Below are 20,981 nucleotides of genomic sequence, written 5' to 3'. Positions count from 1 at the left end.
GATGAGTTAATCAGAGGTTCCTATATTCGGTAATTTTATTCATAGCACTGTCGACAACTTCGGTTTATATCTGTCTAGAGTGAAATTAACAGTCATCCGAAACGTTGGCAGCGATTTATTTTTTAGAGTCATTAGTATATTGGCTGTGAAGTTAAGTGTTTCGTTTAATCTATTGTTCAATTTAGCGGTTGTTAAATTAGTGGCTTTTTAAAAACCCGCAATCCAATTGGTTACTGCTTCAATCAGTGTGCACACATTAAAGCAGTAATTTCCAGCTTTTGGTTTAGGTCAGTTGTTTATCATTATGGATGTTGAGGATAGGGCGTTGGTTGTAGGAAGCTCTGAATTAATTGACATTTCTTTTATTTTTACAGCTTTGTATATTTCATTTGAATTGAGCATTTCTTAAAAAATAAATATTTTGGTCGTTTGATCAAGTATTTGAAATGCTATACCCTTACAAATGTTGCTGCATTTTCAACCGATTCACCGACTAGACCTAGATTCTTTTAGTCATGTTCCTCTCTATTGATGAGCGCCAAGATTATCGGTTTTTTGCTTGGACAGAGAGTTGGCTATTTTTTTATCAATTTTTGATAATTGTGTTGCTGATGAAGCTCCATAATTCTTGTCTGAACTTTCAACGTTTTTCCCGTATACACATTTTTTTAGATATTAGTTAAACAACAAGTGATATTTGAAAAATGTAGGCTGTTCAATTTTTTGTTCAAATTGATTGTTTTTTAGTCTTTTTCAGGTTTTAACATTTAAATATTTCGGGGTTTTTCCGACGCATTTCGGGCCCAAAAGCTTTCCAAAAGCAAAAAATTGTTAACCACTTCTAGCTTTTTTCATCTCAAAGAAGTGTTTGCTCTCTTAACTCTCTGTTAACTTTTTCTTAATACTTTTTTCTTATCTTTAATCTTAAATTAGTTTTTTAATTTAGAGCGTTCTAATTTCCTATCTTCTTATTTTTCCACTCAAATTACATATATTTACAATTGTAATGATTTTCACCTTTCTTAGATCATCCGAATCTTTAATATCAAAGAGCTATCGGTCAAATAGATTTTTTTAAAATTTTATTCAGCTTGGCTTCCTGAAATCCCGTGATAGCATTTGTTTCGTTGAAATTTACTGACTCTATCTTTCAACTGCGGTTATCAAGATGATCATGTTTAAGCCAGCTCGAAATCGCATATCGACGCACGGTTTTTAGAACGTGTTAATGACTAAGCTCGAAATTTACAAAGTTACGTAAAGAACTACGTAGCGCCGTTTAAGAATCAATTCAATCATCTATGTAAGGGAAGAATTATGATGAAGATGAAAAAACTATCAGCGATTTTAATCGCGTCGTCTTTGGGTATGGCCGCCGGCTCTGTATTCGCAGAAGAATCTGCCACTGGCAGTCAATCAAAATCTCAATCTGTTGGCTACATCGGTAAACTAAGTAAGTCTACCATCCAAGCCGGTAACCTATGGCGCTTGCAAGCAGTTGGTTATGACGATTTTTATTCTTCTGTTGATAACCTATCTGAGCGCGTTAAATTCTGGCACACCGTTGCACTTGACACCGTAGCTCTTGACCACACTCCTCCGTCTCAAGACGAACCAGCTCCAGCTAACCAAGGTGGTCCAACCCGCACCAGTCGTGCATTAGCCATGGTACAAGTTGCTGTTTTTGATGCATTAAACGCAATTGAAGACGAATACAATTCATACGCTGCAACCGATCTAGTTGCTCCTGCAAACGCATCTCCTGATGCAGCAGTTGCTTTCGCAGCATTCCGCACTCTTAAGCGTTTATACCCAGCTCAAGAAGCCCGTCTAACGGAAATTAAAGACGAAGAAGTTACTCGTATCAAATCATTCACCAGCCAAGCTAGCTATAACGCGGGTAAAGACGTAGGTATTGCTGCATTTAAAGCAATGCGCGACCTTCGTGCTGGCGACCGTTCTGGCCGTGCAGAAGCAGACTTCGGTGAAGGCGGACGTGTAGCCGGTGGCGCAAACGTTACTTATTTCGGTACCAAAGTAAACGGCGGTACTCGTAACATTGGTGAATGGCAACCAGATCCAAACACTCCTCCAACTGCGGGTGAATTTAACCTTGCTCTAGGTGCTTACTGGGGTAACGTTAAGCCATTCTTCATGGCCGCTGGCGATCAATTCCGTATTGCTCCACCTCCAGCATTAGACGGTGAAGAGTACGCAAAAGCTTACGCAGGCGTTGCAGCTATTGGTGGTGCTCCTACCAATACCAATACCGTTAGCACTGGTACCGACGAAACTCGCTTCATTGGTAACTACTGGGGCTACGATGGCGTACCTTTAATTGGTGTACCACCACGTATTTACAACCAAATCGCAATCCAAATCGCTAAAGCAGAAGGTCTTACTGATCCTCTAGAACTTGCACGTACTCTTGCTATGGTTAACATCGGCATGGCTGATGTTGGTATTGCTGCATGGGACAGTAAATTCTTCTACAACTTGTGGCGCCCAGTTACTGGTATTCGCAGCGAAGACTTGAACCCAGATACCGTTAAAGACATTACTTGGGATCCAGTTGGTGTTTCTGTAATTAACACCGAAGAACCTGTTCGTCCTACTCCTCCATTCCCAGCTTACCCAAGTGGTCACGCTGCATTCGGTGGTGTAACGTTCGAAATTCTTCGTGATTTGTTAGGCGATGACACTCCATTTACTTTCGTTTCTGACGAATACAATGGTTTAGGTTTCGACCCATTCCACCCAGACGTTCCACGTCCATTCGTACCCGTTCGTTTTGAGCGTTTAACTGACGCCCAAGAACAAAACGGTATCAGCCGTGTATACAACGGTGTGCACTGGAGCTTTGACGATACCGCTGGTCAAGGTCAAGGTACCGCTATTGGTCGTTATTTACTTGAAGACATTTCTGCATTCAAGCTTAAGTAATGACCGAATAGACTGTGTTTGTCGATAATATGTTAGTCGATAAATAGTCTTATCGTACCGGCCCTACTTAAGTAAGTGGGGCCGGTTTTGTATTGGCGTATTGTTGAGCCAAAAAAGGATATCTGAGCAAGTTTCTAGTTTGTTGAGATATAGGGACATCCAAATAACAAAGGCACCAAATTATGAAATTCTTAAGACTCTTTATTTTATTATTCGTAGCAACCGGTTTTACAGCTCATTCAGTTATTGCCGAAGAGACTGTTAATACGGTTGAGCGCAAGCAAATTGTTGAACTGTTACCAGAAGACTTTAAACCAGCATTTACCAAAGAAACCGTTATTAAGCTTAACGCCATCGTTCATCGTTCATTTGAAGCGATCAATGATTACGACGAGAGCGTAAAAGCCGCGCGTGGTGCGTTGATTGAGGCAATGAAGCCTGATGCATCCAGCGACACCAAAGCAATGGCCATGAAAAAATTGGCTCATATCAGTGAGTTAAACAAACAATCTAAAGCTGCATTGTCTGACATGAAGGCCGCAGAAACCGAATTGCGTAACAGTGACGAAGAATATAACTCAGCAATTTTGGCCGGTATGGTTGATTTTGTTGAAGACGTAGAGCGTGAAATTTCTGCTCAGTACACTAAGTTACAAGCCATGATGCTAGAATCGAAGAGCTAGCATCACTCGCACTTAAGCGTATTTTATCGTTGCAGGTAATTTCAACTCTTAAGTTGGCCACATAACCTTCTAGAGGATAACGACTTTAGAGGGTTATTTTTTGCTCGTACCTTTCTGCAAATTTGCGACTCTAACGTAATCTTCAACGGTATTAACATTCCAGTTTCCAGCTAGTTTCATCTTGAAGAAATCAGTGCTTTTTGTAAGGGTTTTAATCTGATTTCCAAGTATCTATTCGATATCTTACTCACACCAACTATTCCCCGAAACTCCTGCACACATCTGTTGTAATTCAGCTTTTCTAAAGTACGTTTAATGCTATTTTTATGCTAGAGCACCCAAGCACTAAATAAATCGGCGATAAGCGAAGTATGGTAAGCAATGTAAAACCGAAGATTGCGATTGCTAGATCGACTTTGTTGACAATAGCCTGTGTAAATATGGGATCGTAGAGCGCAGCCGCTAGTATGCCTACCACCGATGCGTTTATTCCAGCAATAATTTTATGGCTGGAGGAATAGCCAGCTAGGGTCTTCCATAAAGGTAATACGGCAATTACTAGAATAAAGCCCGGTAAAAAAATAAAAACTACAGCGATTACCGCAGTAACCAATGACGGATATTGGCTGGGTATAAGTGCGCCAAGATACGCCGAGAACGTAAACAAGGGGCCAGGAATCGCTTGCGCTGCGCCGTAACCAGCAATAAAGGCGGTTTCGTCAATTGCTCCGTTAGCAACGGTAGCGTTTTCTAGCAGCGGTAACACAACGTGACCACCACCAAAAACCAAAGCGCCGGCGTTATAAAATGTTTGTGCTGTAAAATACAGCGAGTTATCAAAATTCAGTAACGTAAAAATCGCTAGTAACGTGAAGAATAATAGAGCGAAACTTATTCCTATCTTTGTGCTATGGGCGACGCAAATCGAGTGTTGAGTATGAAAATTATCGCTGGTATTTGGGGAAAAAAAACAATAACCCGCACCAGCGGCAATAATGATGACGATAATTTGTGTCCAATAAAACGGCCAGATTAATAATGCGCACAGCGATAAGAGGGCAATTATTTGTGTACCTCGCTGCGCACATAATTTTTTACTCATGCTAAGTACTGCGTCGGCAACCACCACCAAGGCGACAATTTTTAAACCGGATATTAGTGCCTCGCCCCAGGCAGAGTTGGAATCTGGTAGCCAAAAAGCCAGCGCAAACATGATCAGCGCAGAAGGTAGCGTGAATGCTATAAATGCTAAGACTGCGCCTAAAGCCCCCAGCCGATGTAAGCCAATAGAAAATCCCAGCTGACTGCTTGCAGGTCCCGGCAAAAATTGGCAAATGGCGAGTAATTGAGAAAATTGACTATTACTTAACCATGCTTTTTTTTCGACAAATTCCCGGTGAAAGTAGCCTATATGAGCGGCAGGGCCACCGAATGAGCTGCATCCGAGTTTAAGAAATGTCATAAACAGCTGTGTAGCTTGTGAAAATGTTTTCGACTTATTTTTGGCTGTCATTGCTCTTACTATGAGTGTGAGAATTGTGAGTATGAAGTGATATTTTAAAGTGGGAAACGCTGATTAACCTAGAGTTTACTACAATATAGGGATGTGTCATGGAAATGTGTCGCCAATTTCAAGAACGATAAGTGATTGAAATTGTGAAGAAATTGGCAATAGCATGGTCAATTTCTGCCCTCTGATTAAATCATGGCGAAGTTAATCAGAAATTTCTATAGGTGATTTTATGGTAACCGTTTATGAGGCAGGCTTTATGTGAGCCTTGCCAAAAATACGTTTTATAACGAGTATTTTATTTCACAATTATCGAAATACTGTGTTTAAAAGCTAATGTTTAAAAACGTAAGCATAAACGCCTAATAACACAGATGAGCAGGAGTTATCTTACTAGGTGGAATTTTCTAGATTGAATAAAAAAAAGCCCTCAGTAGAGGGCTGCAGGAGAGATCACGAACGTGGCAACAGTTTTTGGAGAAAACTATATGCTTCATATCTATAACGTTCTTCCGGGGTTTATCCCCCAAAATATTTTTGCAAATTTACGTAATTTTTTAAAACAAATTGCAGAATAAATTACGGAAAATAGAACGTTATTAAGTAAAAAAGTTATTACAGCTATTGTTCATCTATTAACTAGATTCTGCCTGCAGTTCCTTGGTTATTAGAAACTTTAACCTAGGGTATTGCAGGCAAATCCTTGTTATTAAAGCACTACTATTAACAGAGCCTCTTAGAATTTAAATGCAACACTGGCTTGATAGTGACGCGGTAATTCTGGCAATACAATTTGGCTTCCGAATAAATTCGGGAAGTTTGCACGGAAATATTCTTCGTCGGTCAAGTTTTTACCGGTAATACTGAAGGTGAATTTTTCATTTTCATAAAAAATACCCGCATTAACCAAGGTGTATGCCGGTAGCTCTACGGCTTGAGAGAAACCTGAGAAGGTTTCGTCAGCGCGAATAATGCTTGAGTTAATGGCAAAACCATTACCAAAGTCATAGGTACCGGTTAGTGTGTAGATATTTTCTGGAACACCCGCTTTACGTGCCGTTGGTGAAGTGGCAATACCATTCACAACGCCGCCGTAAATAAGAGAAGGGTCAATGCCGTCTGGTAAATCCTCTGCACCAAAGAAACTAAAGCGACCACCGTTGGCTTCTGCATCTAAGTTGGTGACTTCAATTTTTGAATAGCCAGCGGTTAATACCAGAGCTTCGTTCACCACCCAGCGAATTTCCGCTTCAATACCTTCGGTTAAATCCGCAGAGTTAGTAACGATTGCTTGCGCGTTAAAGTCGGTACGTTCTTGCTCGTAATAAGCTAAGGCGAAATACAAGCTATCGTTTAAGAAGCTGCCCTTAAGACCGTATTCTTCCAAGGTGGAAGAGTCTACCGATGCACCACTGGCAACGTTGGCGGTATTAATTTCCGCGCCTTGGCCGGCAATAACGGTGGTTTGCTCAGAGAAGGTTACGTAAGGAATTAAACCGATTGGAGTTTCGTAGCTTAAGCTAACGTTCCAAGAAACGGCGTCTTCTTCGTTCTCGGCGCTGATTGGTGCAGTGATATCGTCAACCGTGTAATTTACAGGATCTGCAAACGGGCTTATCAAGAATTGGCCATCGGCTGATACGAATCCAAAACCAGAGGTTGGGTTATTCAATAATAATTTATCAACCGGTGTGCGGCTCTCGATATCAATAAAGTCGTAGCGTACGCCAAGAACTGCACTTAAACCGAAATCAAAGGTGAAATCTACCAGTGCTGCTAAGCCGTAGTCTGCGTAGCTGCCTTCGTAGTATTCGGTATAATCATCATCAATTCTTGTAGCAAGTAAACGACGATCTAGCGCAGTTGATGGACCGGTTAAATCACGGCGATCGAAGAATTCGTTGGTAAAGTCGTCACCGTGTTTAAAGTCGGTATAACGAATAGACGGAGATAACTGTACAGAGGTTGTTAACGAATCGGTTTCAAAGGCTTTGGCAAAAACCAATTTATCTTCAATTACAAATGAGTCGTGGAATTGTGAAAAACCGTAGGCGTTTTCGTTGAGGTTATCGTAAGCATCGTAGAACAATTGGTTTTTAATTTCCCAACCGTTGGCGGCATTATAAATAACATCAAAATACAGAGTAATGGCTTCGTTTTCGAGAGTATCGTCTGGTGCAACCAATACGTTGCTGCGATCCAATTGCGCAGTACCAACGTTTTGCAAAGCCAAATCAGGGCTTAACTGATCTGCAGTAATTGTGCTCGCATTAAAAATGAATTGGCTTACTGTAGCAGCGTTGTATTCTTGGTGAGAAATACTGCCGTCACCGTTGGTATCCAGCGATGTTGGTGAGCCGGTTATGTAGGTGCCGTTATCAATAAGGTCTTGAGTTAAACGGTTCCAGCCTGCAACCTGATTACCTTCGTAATCGTGGTACATGCCGCCCCATTGCAAACGTAGGTTTTCGTTTACGTCCATATCAAAAGACGCTTGTAAAATGGTTTGGTCAGTGGCGGTGTTGTCGTAGAAGCTGCCTGAGTTTTCCACTTCGCCGTATACGTAGTAACCGATGTTATCGGTTAACGGGCCGCCAACTTCTGCGCTAATTACGCTCTTGTCCCAGGTTCCGGTTGTGTAGCTGATTTCGCCTTCTGGCTGCTCTAAAAATTGGCCGCCATCAGCGCGGGATGATTTAGGGTTAAAGTTTAAGTAACCACCAATTTTAGCCGGGCCAAAAATTGGAGAGGCAGGGCCGCGGACGATATCAACACGGCTTGATGCACCAATCGGAGTAGGGTAGTTGCCAGGGTTGTCGAGACGTTTAACGCCACGGAAATAGGTTTCGCCCGGTGTACCACGTACGTCCAAAGAACCTGCTACACCAAAGAATGACTGTGTGAAAGTACCTGGTGCGAACGCAACTAATTCGTCGATATCGGTAACGTTAAAGCGTTCTAGCTGCTCAGCACTGACAGTTGATGCAGAGCGCGGGGTTTTTAACAACGATTTGCCGAAGCCGAATACTTCGACATCTTCACCCGGTAAGCTGCCAAGCGATCCTTGAACAATAACTTCTTCAATTTCGCCATTGGTTTGCGCAATAACTACCGATGAGCACAAGGTCGTTGCGGTAGCCAAAGCAACCGCCGCCGCAATTGGCATTGGTCGAAAGACTGATTTTTTCATGTTTCCCCCTAAAAGCGTTCGAACCTATTCCCGGTTCTTCAAGGCCTTTTGCGATGATTAATATTTCCTAAGGTGGTGCTTTTTGCTGTTCGCATTTTATGCGCGTAGATCTGCATGGGATTTGTCTGTCTACGAGCTTTAAATCGCAGTAAATAAAGCCAGTGGTAACGCTGTATTCTCATTAACCCAATGTTCAGTAAGCATAAAGAATGCCACTTAATTGTCTATCTGGTCAGGTATTTTGAGTATTCTCAAACCCTTTAATTTAGGGCGTTACAAGCAATATTTATTAGCCAGCGATGAAAATAATAATGCTTGATCAAGAATTTGGTGCACCAAACTTAAGTTTATAATCGACCGAAAAATTTATTCCTGAACGAACTTAGTGCAGGTTTCCTCAACAATGCGCGGTATTTCTATTCAGCTTTTAAGGGCGAGCTAAGAGATCTTTTTGCCGAAAGAATTTCCCACTCCAAGTGATAGGTTGTTGATTAAAAATAGTTGAAAACCGCTGATAGATGATACGAGGTTAGCTATTTGAGACGATATTTCTGAAATGAACGCGCAGACTCGCAAAGGTGACGGCGACCTCATTGAGCAGCGCAGCCGGCAGGGGGAATTTCTTGTTCTGTGGCAAAAGCTTACGGTTAATCAATAGGAACCTCTGATTAACTCATCCATGATTTAATCAGAGCACAGAAATTGAAAATGCGATTTCCAATTTCTTCACAATTTCAATCACTTACGGTTCTTGAAATTGGCGACACATCCTTGTGTCGCTGGAAACTCTAGGTTAATCAGAGTTTCCAATATTAATTGAGAAAACGTAAGCTGGGTGGCTTTAATTTGGCGGTTATTGTTCGTTTATAAAGAGTTATTTTCACTCGCGTTTTCTATCGTTTCCTGTGTGTTTTCGGGCACGCATAAACTTAAAAATATGGCACTGATTCCGGCGACGGCGACCGGTGAAGAAAACAATACAGAGATAAATTTCGGTGCCTGTTCGAGCAGGTTTGGCACCATCAGTGAACCTAACCCCAAACCTAATGAAACAGCGGCAATTAACGATTGCTTGCGGTCTAGATGGTTTTGCCTTAGCACATCAATACCGGCAATGGTAACCGTCGCGAACATAATCAAGGTGGCACCGCCTAGAACCGGTTTTGGAATCTGTTGTAAAACCGAGCCGATGACTGGGAATAATCCTAATAAGACCAAAATTCCCGCGACGTACAAACCGATATGTCTGCTGGCAATACCGGTGAGTCTAATGACCGCGTTATTTTGACCGAAAGTCGTGTTTGGAAAAGTATTAAAAACCGCAGCGATGGAAGAGTTAATGCCATCGGCCAATATGCCGCCTTTAATGCGGCGCAGGTAATCGTTGCCCTTAATAGGCAGGCCGCAGAAATGCGAATTGGCGGTAAGGTCGCCGGAGGTTTCTATGGCAGTTAAAAGATAGATAACGGCAATGGGTATAAACAATTGCCAATCGAAATCGAACCCATATTTGAGCGGCACAGGAATCGCGACCACGGCGGTCTTTTGAAAAGGCTGTAATTCAAAAACTCCCAAAGCATAACCAACAACAGATCCAACCAGCATTCCGATCAAAATAGAACTGAGTCTTAGCCAATAATTTGAGCTGAGGTTTAAGAGAAAAATCGTCAGTAGTACGCAAAATCCGACTAACAAGTATTCGGGCTTACCAAAGTCCTTGGCACCGAATCCGCCGCCTAAATCGGTAATACCTACCTTAATGAGAGAAACTCCAATGGTGATAATGACGATACCGCTTACAAGCGGCGTGATTATTTTTTTGAAGGTGTTAATAAATTGGCTCAGTGCAATTTCGATAAAAGCACCCACAAAGCACATGCCAAACAGTAAAGACAAAATATCAGAACTGTTGCCGCCTTGGTTTTTTACACTAAATCCCGCCGTAATTAACGCACCTAAAAAGGCGAAACTGGTGCCTTGAACCGCAATTAATCGAGAGCCGACGGGACCAAAACCCTTAGCCTGAATAAAGGTGGCAATACCAGATACAAACAGTGCCATACTCAGTAAATACGGGATTTCGTTTTCCAATCCTAACGTTGAGCCAATAACCAGCGTGGGGGTGATGATGCCCACAAAGCTGGCTAATACATGTTGAAATCCCGCTGTGAGTGATTGCAATACCGGTGGTTTTGAGTCGACAGGAAATAATATGTCTTTGTTCATAAGTGTAGACAGTCAAGAAAATTAAAAATATTCGGTTTCAAATTGGTGCTTAAAAAACATCAACTGTGTAGTAATGGTGCAGATTGGTGTGAGTTTGTTGTTGCGACAGAACCGAGGATTCTTTCTCAGTTAATAACTTAAATATTTAGGAGTTAATTCGTCGAAACAAACAAAAATCTTGGCGCCAACAGACTGAGAGTGTTCGATTTATTCTTTTTTTGCAAGTTTGTCTTGGTGTTGCGCTAAATGCCTAAATTGAGGTAACGGATTTACGGCATGCGAATTTTAACTTTCGCCTGTTCTAAGCTGGTGCTTTTCTGGTGTGTGTTGCCTCAAAATAGCGCCTCGACCCTAGACATCCTAATGAGATCGAAAAAGATAAGGCCATGGGCAAATATATGAGCCAATACTTATCTGGAGATTTGGGCATTCGCACAAATTTTGTAGCGGTTCTTCATCCCTTATTTATTTTCGTGATTGAAAAGTAAAGTGCAGTTTTATGGTGCTGTTGAATAATTTTTAAGTTCTTGGGTGCCCATTTTAAAGCATTTACGCTTTCTGAGGATTTTTCTGGACGGGTTGAGTTTGTTTGATCGATAACCAATTGGTTTGAAGATATTTATCTAATTGCGACATTTATGTCTTTTATCGATTCTTCTGAATGGAAATGAGTGATATATCCAATAAATAAAACCGTCAAAGAGTATTGGCACACTACCTGCTCTTACAACTGTGCCCTAGGAGATTTCTCGTAGGGTATTCTCTCATGAAGCTTGCTCTTAAGGGGCTGTGCACTGGCCCCGTTTTTTACATGAGCTGTTTTAGCTAAATTAGAGGTGTTAATGGAATACGCAATTTTATTGACGTAGAACATTAAAATTCTAATGCATTCAGATGTAACAAAGATAAAAACACGGATTAGAATTAAAAATAGAATTTAAATGCGTGTGCGGTTGAGGCCTGTTCGATTAAAACGTGATCGGTTAAATTTCGTTGCAGCTAAGAATCCGCTGTAGTTAAAAACAGCACAATTAAAGCAGTTGAAAATAGCACAATTAAAAAGGGTCGCTGATTTTTAAAAAAAATTCATTGTTGCAAATTGATACGATCTTATGCCTATTTATTTAGGTTACTTTATGTAGGTTATGTTTGTTTTCTTCAAACATCTATATGTAAGCAAATCAATCAAATATATTCCTTTCTCTATTGGCAGTACGTCAATTAATTCTTAAAGTTAATTTTTTACGAACAATAACTTTAACACCGAGTTTTTTCATAACACAAAATGTTATTAAACCGTCAAATATTGGCCATTAAACATTTATGCGGGTTGATACTTATTAAAAATTCTGCACTACCGACCTCATTATTCATTCTGTAAAAAATTTATCCATTTATTCTTTTATAAAAATTATTTTAAAATTCGTAAATTGATCTATTGAAAGTTGTTCGAATATTCGCCATTCATTATTAATCAACAGCATATGTACACTGTTTTGTAGTTTCTACTGCTGTGTTGCTGATGACCTATCATTGTTAACTCATCTAAAAATACCGATTAAAAGCCAGATTCGTTAATCGAGTATCCTAAAAAGTTTTACATTTGTTCTAAGTTTGTTATTTAAACTAATAATTTAAGTCTAAACTTTAATTACTTACGGAAAACCTTGATTAGCTCATCGACAATTGCAATCACTTTTGGCGCTTGAAATTACTGATACATCTTTATAGTGCCGGAATCGTTTTTATAGCGCCGGAATCGTTGAGTGATCCAGAATTTCCTATAAATTATTACATCTTGCGATGTCTATTTGTTCGAATAGTTGTTTTGTTAGGCAGTTATGGCGAGTTGGATAATAAAATCTGTAATTGAGCCCATCAAATTTTAATATGGGATCAAAATGTAATAAAACGTCATTACTACAAAGGTCTCCAGTTAACACATCCCTGAATTAATTAGAGCTTCCTGTGATGACTCAATGCATAAGTGTAATTATTAGGCACAAAATCTGCTGAGTGTTTTTTCAAATCAGAGAGTTTTGATGGTTGATATTCAATATCTACCGGTTTTCTTTCTATCAGAATAAAAGGATTCACCGTGAGTGAATGTATTGATACTAAATTAGAATGTATTGTAAACGACTACATATCACGCTGTAGTTTACCCAGCACTTATCTGCATACGTTTAAGAAATGGTTTTTGCCCCTCCTTGAAAAAATAAATGCACAATTGGAATTTAATAAGGGACCGCTTGTGCTGGGCGTTAATGGCTGCCAGGGCTCGGGCAAAACAACCTTATCAAATTTAATATCTGAGGTGTTCAATAAGTTTTATGGAAAATCCTCGGTCTCAATGTCCATTGACGACTTTTACCTTACTCAGCAAGAGCGTAAAAATTTATCCGATTCTGTTCATTCTTTATTGATGACCAGAGGTGTACCGGGAACCCATGATATCAAATTAGCGACGTCGGTTATTGAACAATTAAAACAAGGGCATGGTAACGTTGAAATACCACGTTTTGATAAGTCAATTGATGATCGCGCCGAAAAAGATGCTTGGAGTATCGTCTCTGCACCCATCGATTTGATTGTTATAGAAGGGTGGTGCCTGGGCTCTCCCTTTCAAGAAGAAACCGAATTGTATGCGCCAGTTAATGACTTAGAAGAATTTGAAGACCGTTCTATGACATGGCGAGAATACGTTAATGAAAAACTCAGTCATGAATACAGGCAATTTTTTAATGGGATTGATTTTTGGGTCATGTTGAAGGCGCCTTCCTTTGAATGCGTATATGAATGGCGTTTGGAGCAGGAGCAAAAACTGAAAAAGAGCCTTGAAGTTAATGTTGATAAAAGAAGCATAGAAACCAAAGAAAAACTACTGGCATTGATGAGCCCGCAGCAAATAAAAAGATTTATACAGTATTACCAAAGAATTACCGAAAATACGTTGAGGTTGTTACCTCAAAAATGCGATGTAGTGTTTGAGCTAAATTCTGAACGCTCAATTATTACCGCTTCCGGATGTTAGAGAAATTCGGCATAAAAATGGTTTTCATACTCAAATTTAAAATATTATGTTCTTATGTGTGAAAATATGTTTAGATTGAAATTATTAAAAATATTATTAATTGTGCGGGCTTGTTGTGAGAGACATAATATTTTTTACCGATATGGATGGAACCTTACTGGATCATTACACTTACAGTTATGAACCAGTAATACCAACACTTCAACAATTGCGCAATAATGGTATTCCCGTTATTGCTAATACCAGTAAGACCTTCCTTGAGCTGTTAGACATTCGCAGTCATCTCGGTAATACAGATCCATTCATATTCGAAAACGGCGCTGCTATAGCACTGCCTTCGTGCCAATTTTCTGAGTCAGATATAGCTTCCAATTTATTACCACGCTTACCGATTAAAAATATTTCCAAAGAAAGCGAGTATTTTATTGTTTCTTTTGTTGAATCCAGAGAACACTGGATTCATGTTATTAATTCCATATCCGCTCCTTTTGTTAACAATTTTTTGAGCTTTTCACAGGTTAGTGTCGAAAAAATATCTGAACTCACCGGTTTAAATTACGATCAAGCCACCCTGTCATCCCAACGTACGTTTGGTGAGCCAGTATATTGGCAGGGTGATGAGAGCCAATATCAAGCTTTTTGTGATGCTGTGCGAAAAGCTGGCGCTACGGTGTTAAAGGGTGGTCGCTTCACACATATTTGCGGTGAAGCTAATAAAGGCCAAGCGCTTATTTGGTTGGCACAGTTATACGCACAAAAATACCAAAAACTATATTTAACAATTGGTTTGGGTGATGGCGATAACGATATTGCTATGCTTGAGAGTGTGAATTTTCCCGTCATAATTTCATCGCCTGTGCACAATCCCCCCATCGTTGGAAAAACCCAAAATCATTTAAGCGATGTATACATCACAAAAGCCCAAGGACCAGAGGGCTGGGCCGAGGCGAGTGCATTTGTATTAGCCGATATTGAAGAGCATTTTTAATTACATGAGGTTTGTCCATGGCTGATTTCCATCAAAATGGTATTATCACCACGCTACATAATTTGGCCGAGCGCCCACTGGGAGAGATGGAGCGAGAGTTATTAAAATACAGTAAACAGCGCCCTCTAGGACTTATTCTGCCGTGCTTATATTCCGAGTTAGAAGGTCCTGCAATGCCAAATATTTTGGCCGAACTAAAACAGGTACCTTATTTAAATCAAATTATTATTGGTCTAGATCGAGCAGACAAAGATCAATACATCAGAGCATTAAATTTTTTCAAAGATTTACCACAAGACTTCCGAATATTATGGAACGATGGCCCGCGTCTACAAGCAATCGACAATGATTTGCGTGAGCTTGGTTTGGCACCAAAAGAAAAAGGTAAAGGCTGTAATGTTTGGTATTGCATGGGCTACACATTGGCAACCAATAAAGCAGAATCGGTTGCTTTGCACGATTGCGATATTGTCACCTACACGCGAGAGCTTTTAGCTCGGCTTATTTATCCGGTTGCCAATCCCAGATTTAACTACGAGTTTTGCAAAGGCTATTACGCACGGGTTTCCTCGGATAAAATCAATGGTAGAGTGTGTCGACTATTGGTAACGCCGTTATTAAGAGCGTTAAAGAAAGTCATTGGGCCAATGGAATATCTTGAATATATGGACAGTTATCGATATTCCTTGGCAGGTGAGTTCTCATTTCGTCGCGATGTACTTACAGACTTGCGTATTCCCAGTGACTGGGGACTTGAAATAGGTGTGCTCTCTGAAATGCATCGCAACTATGCAAACAACCGCCTGTGCCAAGTGGATATAGCCGACAACTACGATCACAAACATCAAGATCTATCACTTAACGATAAGACCAATGGTCTGTCTCGTATGTCTATTGATATCGCCAAAGCGTTATTTAGAAAACTGGCAACTCAAGGTATTGTGTTCACACCAGAAACATTCCGTTCCATTAAAGCGACGTATTACAGAATTGCTTTAGATTTTGTTGAAACCTACCACAATGATGCAATTATGAACGGATTACAGCATGATTTGCACGAAGAAGAAAAATCGGTGGAGATGTTTTCTAAAAATATTATTGAGGCCGGTCAAGTGTTTTTAGAAAATACCTATGCAACACCGTTTATACCGAGCTGGAACCGAGTGGTTAGCGCTATGCCGGAAATTTTTGAGCGCATTCAAGATGCCGTAGAAGAAGATCATCGAGAATTTTTTGGTTAAGATTTTCTTTTAGAAAAGCCTGAATAATACCGATTTTTTGTAAACTCAAGTAGATTCGAAAATTTCAATTACTTACAGTTCTTGCATTTGGCGACACATTCTCGTGTCGCGAGAAACTATCGGTTAATCAGAGTTTCCTACACGTTTATCATAACTGGGTGCAGGGTTATATCCTGTCTTTTCATCGGAAATACACCATGCATGGTTATTTCCAATTTCTGTGCTTGTCGAATGTGCCGTTTTGAGGTATATCGATAACAAACCTTCGTTGAGTTTGCGCGCACAGTTGCAGTAACAGCTGTCAAAGGAGCTGATTTCGTTTATGAGTGACGTAGAAAACCATTTGCGACAAAAAGTCATCCGCCACCTCGAATTTATCTATTCGCAGGTTGAGATCGATTTAAGTTACGAGGCTCTCGCCGACGCTCTTCTTAAGATTATGCGATTGGATCAATCGTGTTGCGACCCTGTGGCCCATACCAATCACTGGAGCCAAAAAGATACGATTTTAATTACCTATGGAGACAGTCTTAAACGAGAAGGTGAACGTCCGTTAAATACGCTCAATGAGTTCTTGCTAAAATATTGCCAAGATTTTTTATCAAGCGTTCATATTTTGCCTTTTTTCCCGTATTCATCCGACGACGGTTTCGCTGTAATCGACTTTTCAACGGTGAATGAGAGTTTGGGTGACTGGACTGACATTGAGAACATTGTCGAACATTTCAAGGTAATGGCCGATTTGGTAATTAATCATTGCTCCAGTCGTAGCCTGTGGTTCGAAAATTTTAAACTGGGTAGAGACCCAGGCAAAGACTATTTTATTGAAGTAGATCCCAAAGAAGATATAGAAGGCATTGTGCGGCCCAGAACTAGCCCACTACTTCGTGAAACTCAAACAAATGAAGGCATCAAACATGTATGGTGTACCTTCAGCCATGATCAAGTTGATTTAAACTTTGAAAATATACAGGTATTAAAAGAGTTTGTTTCGATTGTGCGTTTGTACCTAGATTATGGTGTGCGAATTTTTCGTTTAGATGCCGTCGCTTTTTTGTGGAAAAAATTAGGTACAAGTTGCATTAATTTAGAAGAAACTCATGAAGTAATTCGTTTATTCAGAACTTTAATTGAGCACTCTTGCGAACATGCGGTTATTATCACCGAGACTAATATCCCTAATCGAGAAAATTTAACGTATTTTGGTAATGCCAACGAAGCGCACTGTATTTATAATTTTTCTTTACCTCCGTTACTGGTAAACACTCTGATTACTGGCAATTGTAAATATTTAAAACAGTGGATGATGAGCATGCCGCCGGCGCAAAATGGTACGGCGTATTTTAATTTTATCGCCTCTCACGACGGAATTGGTCTTAGGCCTGCCGAAGGTCTACTCAAGGATGAGGAATTAAATACCTTAATAAATACTATGCAGACCTTTGGGGGGCGAGTTTCTTGGCGCTCGGTTAATGGCTCGGTTCACAAAGCTTACGAAATAAATATTGCGTTGATTGATGCGTTACAAGGTACCACCAAGGGTCCCGATAAATGGGGAATCGATCGCTTTGTGTGCGCACATGCCATTATGCTTTCTCTTGAAGGTATACCAGGAATATACATACACAGTCTGCTGGGTACAGGCAATGATTACGAGAAGCTCAAACACACTAATCATAATCGTTCAATCAACCGTCACCAATGGGACTACGATGCATTGGTAGATCATCTGAGCAATGAGTGGTCGCAACATGCGCAGATTTTCCAACGGCTTAAAGCATTAATTCAGTTGCGAGGAAAACAGCCCGCGTTTCATCCGAATGCAACCCAGTTTACGTTGCATTTTGGTGAACAATTATTCGGCTTTTGGCGCCAGAGCATAGATAGACGACAAAGCATATTTTGTATCAGTAATATAAGCGATGAGGTAATGACCTTATCACTGTCTGACATTAACTTAATTGGTACCGATGAGTGGAAAGATTTAATCAGTAATCAGGTATTTCATTCTATTGAGGAACAAATTCAAGTTCAGCCTTATCAAACGTTGTGGATAACAAACCTGTGATGAACGTTGGTATTGAAAACTTAAAAGCCCTTGTATTTAAAGACGATTAGATAACGGGATTGCGGATCTAATTAAACTTAGATTAAATTGTGTAAAACCACATGACTCAGCAAATAATCATATTTGTAGCAATATTTTTTTCATTAGTCGTTTCCTTGACTGGATTGTGGTTTATTATTCAGCGAAAACAGGACAAATCGTCTCAACAAGTTGGCCTGTCTATTTTGCAGATGCTTCAAAGTATGTTAGCTCATGTACAACGTCATCGAGGTTTGAGCTTTGGAGCATCAAAAGGTGTGATCGCCCTAACTCCCGAAATTGCCGAACTTAAACACAGAATCAGTGAAGACATCGGATCGCTCGAGAAAAGCCGTTCATTGCTGATCTCCAGCGAACGGTGGGTCAGAATTACCGAGCAGTGGGCAAAAATCAGCGCGCAACAATATGAAACTAATGGTGGAAATATTTTGGCGCAGCATAATTCGCTCGCCAAAATGATTTTACTGATAATATCGGATACGGTTTCAATTTATAAACTTACTCAGTTACGCTCGGTAGATTCTGGAGCATCAATTACCTATTTATGGCAGGAGCTTTTAACAACTGCTGAATTATTAGGCCAAGCTCGTGCATTGGGAACAGGTATCGCAGCAGCTGGTTATAGTGAACCAATAGAGCGAGCTAAATTAACGTCTCTGGTAAAAGAAATAGAAGGCAATAGCGATCAATTATGGGTTCACATATCGGATCACGAAGGATTGCAAGATCATATAAATCGCTTTTTATTATGCATCGAAGAAAACATAAACATACACAAACCCAGTGTAAGCCCAGAAGACTTCTTTCGATTGGGTTCGCATGCAATTGACGGACTGTACGATTATTATAAAAATGAATTGATGATATTACGCGAAAAGTATTTGGCGTAAATTTAGGATTATCGATGTATTTTTACAAAAAAATCTGATCGTTAGAGTCGTCTAAGGTTTCTTTGTCACAAACTTGCGTACCTCTTGTGGCTACCAGATAAGCCTTAATAAAATTAAGGCTTGAGTCATTGTTTAGAAAATAAAAACTTGAGCTAAAGCCTTACGCCACCAATGGTAAAACCACCATCAATTATAATGTCTTGGCCCGTAACAAACGCTGCGTCATCTGACAATAACCATGCAACGGTTCCACAAATATCTTCTGGTGTTCCGTTTCGCTTCAGGGCGGATTGGTTTGCTAATTTACTGGATAATTCTGGGTCGAGCACTTCTTCAGCCATTGGCGTTAAAATAATACCAGGACTGATTGAATTTATTCGAATATTACTGGGGCCTTGCTCTATTGCAAGCACCTTTATCAAGCTTAATAGGGCACCTTTCGTTGCTGCATAAGCTCCAGTTCCAGGCATCACGGCAGATGCTGTCCATGATGCATTTACGACTATAGAGCCTGTGCTCATCATTGGTATCGCCTGTTGTATCGTAGCGAGTGTTCCTTTTAAGTTGGTGCTTATGAGTTGATCCAGTTGCGTAAAGGAAGCATTTAGTGTCGGTGTAAACTCCCCAAGAATTCCAGCGTTGGCAAAAACTCCGTCAAGATGACCAAAATTATTCTGTATTTTTTTCATTGAATGGGTGAGCGATTCGTGACTACTAATATCACAGCTTAAGACAGAGGCTTTTGTGCCGAAGGCTTGCACTTCAATAGCAACTTGTTCTAGAGGCTCTTGCTGCCTACCTAGTAAAGCGAGTTGTGCACCTTCAGCTGCTAATCTGAGCGCTGTAGCTTTACCCATACCAGAGCCTGCCCCGGTGATAAGAATATTTTTATTGCGAAATCGTGAATTGATCATAATACCCTCGGTTTTAAACGTTTAGAGAGCATTTATGATAATTAATCTTTTTGAGTTTATAATTAGACTAAAATTTTAATCACTTTAAAGTATGGCTATCAAATGGATCTTTTCCAAGCTATGAAATCCTTCGTGACTACGGTAAATGTTGGCTCTATGAGTTCTGCTGCGTCGGAGCTTAAGTTAACACCGGCAATGATTGGACAGCATATAGCGTCTCTAGAGGCTCGCCTTGGTACTCGCTTGTTGAATAGAACCACCCGGCGGCAGAGCTTAACTGACTTTGGAAAAACCTACTTTGAACAGTGCAGAGATATTCTTGAACGTGTTGCTCTTGCCGATTTAGAAGCAGAAGCTCATTCGTCAGAAGCGCAAGGTTTACTGAGAGTTACTGCACCTGTCACCTTTGGTGTTAGTTTGTTAGTACCGACGCTAAAAAAATTCAGGCAATCGTCACCGCTGGTTAAAATTGAGTTGATTTTAACGGATCAGAATTTGGACATTGTTGAAAACGGAATTGACGTGGCGTTTCGAGTTGGATTAATTCCTGATAGTCGAATTATTCAGAGAATGTTAATGCCGTACAAAATGGTTGTATGTGCTTCTGCTGAATATGTAACTCAACGCGGAATGCCACATGAACCCACTGAATTAGTAGAGCACGAATTGATTGGTTTTACGAAAACGACAGATACATTACTTACATTTTTTAATCATGATCGATTGGTAGAAGTAAAACCCCTTAGCATGATTTCTATGAATAGTGGATATGCGTTACTAAGTGCAGCTAAATCAGGTTTAGGTATTATTATTCAACCAGAAATGCTGCTGAAAAACGATCTTGAATCCGGTGCCCTTGTTCGTATTTTACCCGATTGGCATCTAGGGGAGCGTCAGTTGTCGATGATCTATTATCGTCATAAAAACATGACGCCTAAAGTAAGAAATTTTTTAGATTTTTCAATAAAAGAATTTCATGCCTAATGTGCGATTCCTCTATAGCGTATTGTACTTTCTTGTACTGAAAAAAATTGTGCAAATAGAAGCAAGGAAGAATCTTTAAAAGGTGCGTAGAAATTATAACGAATTCCTACACCACACCAAATTAAATCCTTGAAACTAACGATATTTTGGCGTTTATCGAACACGAAGAGAATTGGCTTTCGGTAAAATTTATTTTTAAGGAAACTCTGATTAACCTAGAGTTTCTCGCGACACAAGGATGTGTCGCCAATTTCAAGAACGGTAAGTGATT

General features: G+C 40.1%; 12 protein-coding genes. 8 read left to right on the top strand and 4 right to left on the bottom strand.

From position 1 onward, the window contains the following. Positions 1-1,326 precede the first annotated feature (1,326 nt). Together ACYQ2C_RS01700 and ACYQ2C_RS01695 are read left to right on the top strand one after the other, a co-directional pair. Entirely contained in the window at positions 1,327-2,943 is a 1,617-nt protein-coding gene (locus ACYQ2C_RS01700) for a vanadium-dependent haloperoxidase (RefSeq protein WP_460099807.1), read from the top strand. Positions 2,944-3,125: 182 nt separating this feature from the next. Beyond that, the gene (locus ACYQ2C_RS01695) at positions 3,126-3,626 is read left to right on the top strand and encodes a hypothetical protein (RefSeq protein ID WP_460099810.1); all 501 of its coding nucleotides are present in this window, start codon (positions 3,126-3,128) and stop codon (positions 3,624-3,626) included. A gap of 301 nt (positions 3,627-3,927) precedes the next feature. Here the strand turns inward: ACYQ2C_RS01695 and chrA are convergent, their stop codons facing one another. The 3 genes from chrA to ACYQ2C_RS01680 all read right to left on the bottom strand — a co-directional run bounded on the left by chrA (position 3,928) and on the right by ACYQ2C_RS01680 (position 10,552). Beyond that, positions 3,928-5,088 (bottom strand): chromate efflux transporter, encoded by a 1,161-nt coding sequence (chrA, locus tag ACYQ2C_RS01690; RefSeq protein ID WP_460099813.1) that lies wholly within the window; start codon positions 5,086-5,088, stop codon positions 3,928-3,930. A gap of 784 nt (positions 5,089-5,872) precedes the next feature. After that, on the bottom strand, positions 5,873-8,326 hold the full coding sequence (locus ACYQ2C_RS01685; RefSeq protein WP_460099815.1) for a TonB-dependent siderophore receptor: 2,454 nt from the start codon (positions 8,324-8,326) through the stop codon (positions 5,873-5,875). An 864-nt stretch (positions 8,327-9,190) separates the two neighbouring features. Further along, entirely contained in the window at positions 9,191-10,552 is a 1,362-nt protein-coding gene (locus tag ACYQ2C_RS01680; protein ID WP_460099818.1) for a nucleobase:cation symporter-2 family protein, read from the bottom strand. Between the two features lie 2,098 nt (positions 10,553-12,650). Between ACYQ2C_RS01680 and ACYQ2C_RS01675 the strand changes: the two genes are divergently transcribed. The 5 genes from ACYQ2C_RS01675 (at position 12,651) to ACYQ2C_RS01655 (ending at position 18,812) form a co-directional block, all read left to right on the top strand. Further along, entirely contained in the window at positions 12,651-13,586 is a 936-nt protein-coding gene (locus ACYQ2C_RS01675) for a hypothetical protein (protein ID WP_460051944.1), read from the top strand. A 115-nt stretch (positions 13,587-13,701) separates the two neighbouring features. Beyond that, positions 13,702-14,574, top strand: a complete 873-nt coding sequence (locus tag ACYQ2C_RS01670; RefSeq protein ID WP_460099822.1) for an HAD-IIB family hydrolase — start codon at positions 13,702-13,704, stop codon at positions 14,572-14,574. Between the two features lie 17 nt (positions 14,575-14,591). Beyond that, positions 14,592-15,815 carry a glycosyltransferase family protein gene (locus ACYQ2C_RS01665; protein WP_460051947.1) on the top strand — a complete coding sequence of 408 codons (1,224 nt, stop codon included), beginning with the start codon at positions 14,592-14,594 and terminating at the stop codon, positions 15,813-15,815. Positions 15,816-16,137: 322 nt separating this feature from the next. Next, positions 16,138-17,883, top strand: coding sequence for a sugar phosphorylase (locus ACYQ2C_RS01660; protein WP_460099825.1), 1,746 nt, complete (start codon positions 16,138-16,140; stop codon positions 17,881-17,883). A 242-nt stretch (positions 17,884-18,125) separates the two neighbouring features. Further along, positions 18,126-18,812, top strand: a complete 687-nt coding sequence (locus ACYQ2C_RS01655; protein WP_460051950.1) for a hypothetical protein — start codon at positions 18,126-18,128, stop codon at positions 18,810-18,812. A 152-nt stretch (positions 18,813-18,964) separates the two neighbouring features. Here the strand turns inward: ACYQ2C_RS01655 and ACYQ2C_RS01650 are convergent, their stop codons facing one another. Then, positions 18,965-19,726, bottom strand: coding sequence for an SDR family NAD(P)-dependent oxidoreductase (locus tag ACYQ2C_RS01650; protein ID WP_460099829.1), 762 nt, complete (start codon positions 19,724-19,726; stop codon positions 18,965-18,967). A gap of 102 nt (positions 19,727-19,828) precedes the next feature. On the opposite strand from ACYQ2C_RS01650, the gene ACYQ2C_RS01645 reads away from it, so the two are divergent. After that, entirely contained in the window at positions 19,829-20,710 is an 882-nt protein-coding gene (locus tag ACYQ2C_RS01645; protein WP_460099832.1) for a LysR family transcriptional regulator, read from the top strand. Positions 20,711-20,981: the final 271 nt, after the last annotated feature.

It is taken from the genome of Sessilibacter sp. MAH3 (assembly GCF_054658275.1).
Note: the sequence above shows the minus strand (reverse complement) of the source record. Positions and strands in the feature narration are given on the sequence as shown.

Excerpts from the sequence above, each read along its gene's own strand:
- ACYQ2C_RS01700 (WP_460099807.1), top strand. The coding sequence starts at position 1,327 with ATGAAAAAACTATCAGCGATTTTAATCGCGTCGTCTTTGGGTATGGCC.
- ACYQ2C_RS01695 (WP_460099810.1), top strand. The coding sequence starts at position 3,126 with ATGAAATTCTTAAGACTCTTTATTTTATTATTCGTAGCAACCGGTTTT.
- chrA (WP_460099813.1), bottom strand. The coding sequence starts at position 5,088 with ATGACATTTCTTAAACTCGGATGCAGCTCATTCGGTGGCCCTGCCGCT.
- ACYQ2C_RS01685 (WP_460099815.1), bottom strand. The coding sequence starts at position 8,326 with ATGAAAAAATCAGTCTTTCGACCAATGCCAATTGCGGCGGCGGTTGCT.
- ACYQ2C_RS01680 (WP_460099818.1), bottom strand. The coding sequence starts at position 10,552 with ATGAACAAAGACATATTATTTCCTGTCGACTCAAAACCACCGGTATTG.
- ACYQ2C_RS01665 (WP_460051947.1), top strand. The coding sequence starts at position 14,592 with ATGGCTGATTTCCATCAAAATGGTATTATCACCACGCTACATAATTTG.
- ACYQ2C_RS01660 (WP_460099825.1), top strand. The coding sequence starts at position 16,138 with ATGAGTGACGTAGAAAACCATTTGCGACAAAAAGTCATCCGCCACCTC.
- ACYQ2C_RS01655 (WP_460051950.1), top strand. The coding sequence starts at position 18,126 with ATGTTAGCTCATGTACAACGTCATCGAGGTTTGAGCTTTGGAGCATCA.
- ACYQ2C_RS01650 (WP_460099829.1), bottom strand. The coding sequence starts at position 19,726 with ATGATCAATTCACGATTTCGCAATAAAAATATTCTTATCACCGGGGCA.
- ACYQ2C_RS01645 (WP_460099832.1), top strand. The coding sequence starts at position 19,829 with ATGGATCTTTTCCAAGCTATGAAATCCTTCGTGACTACGGTAAATGTT.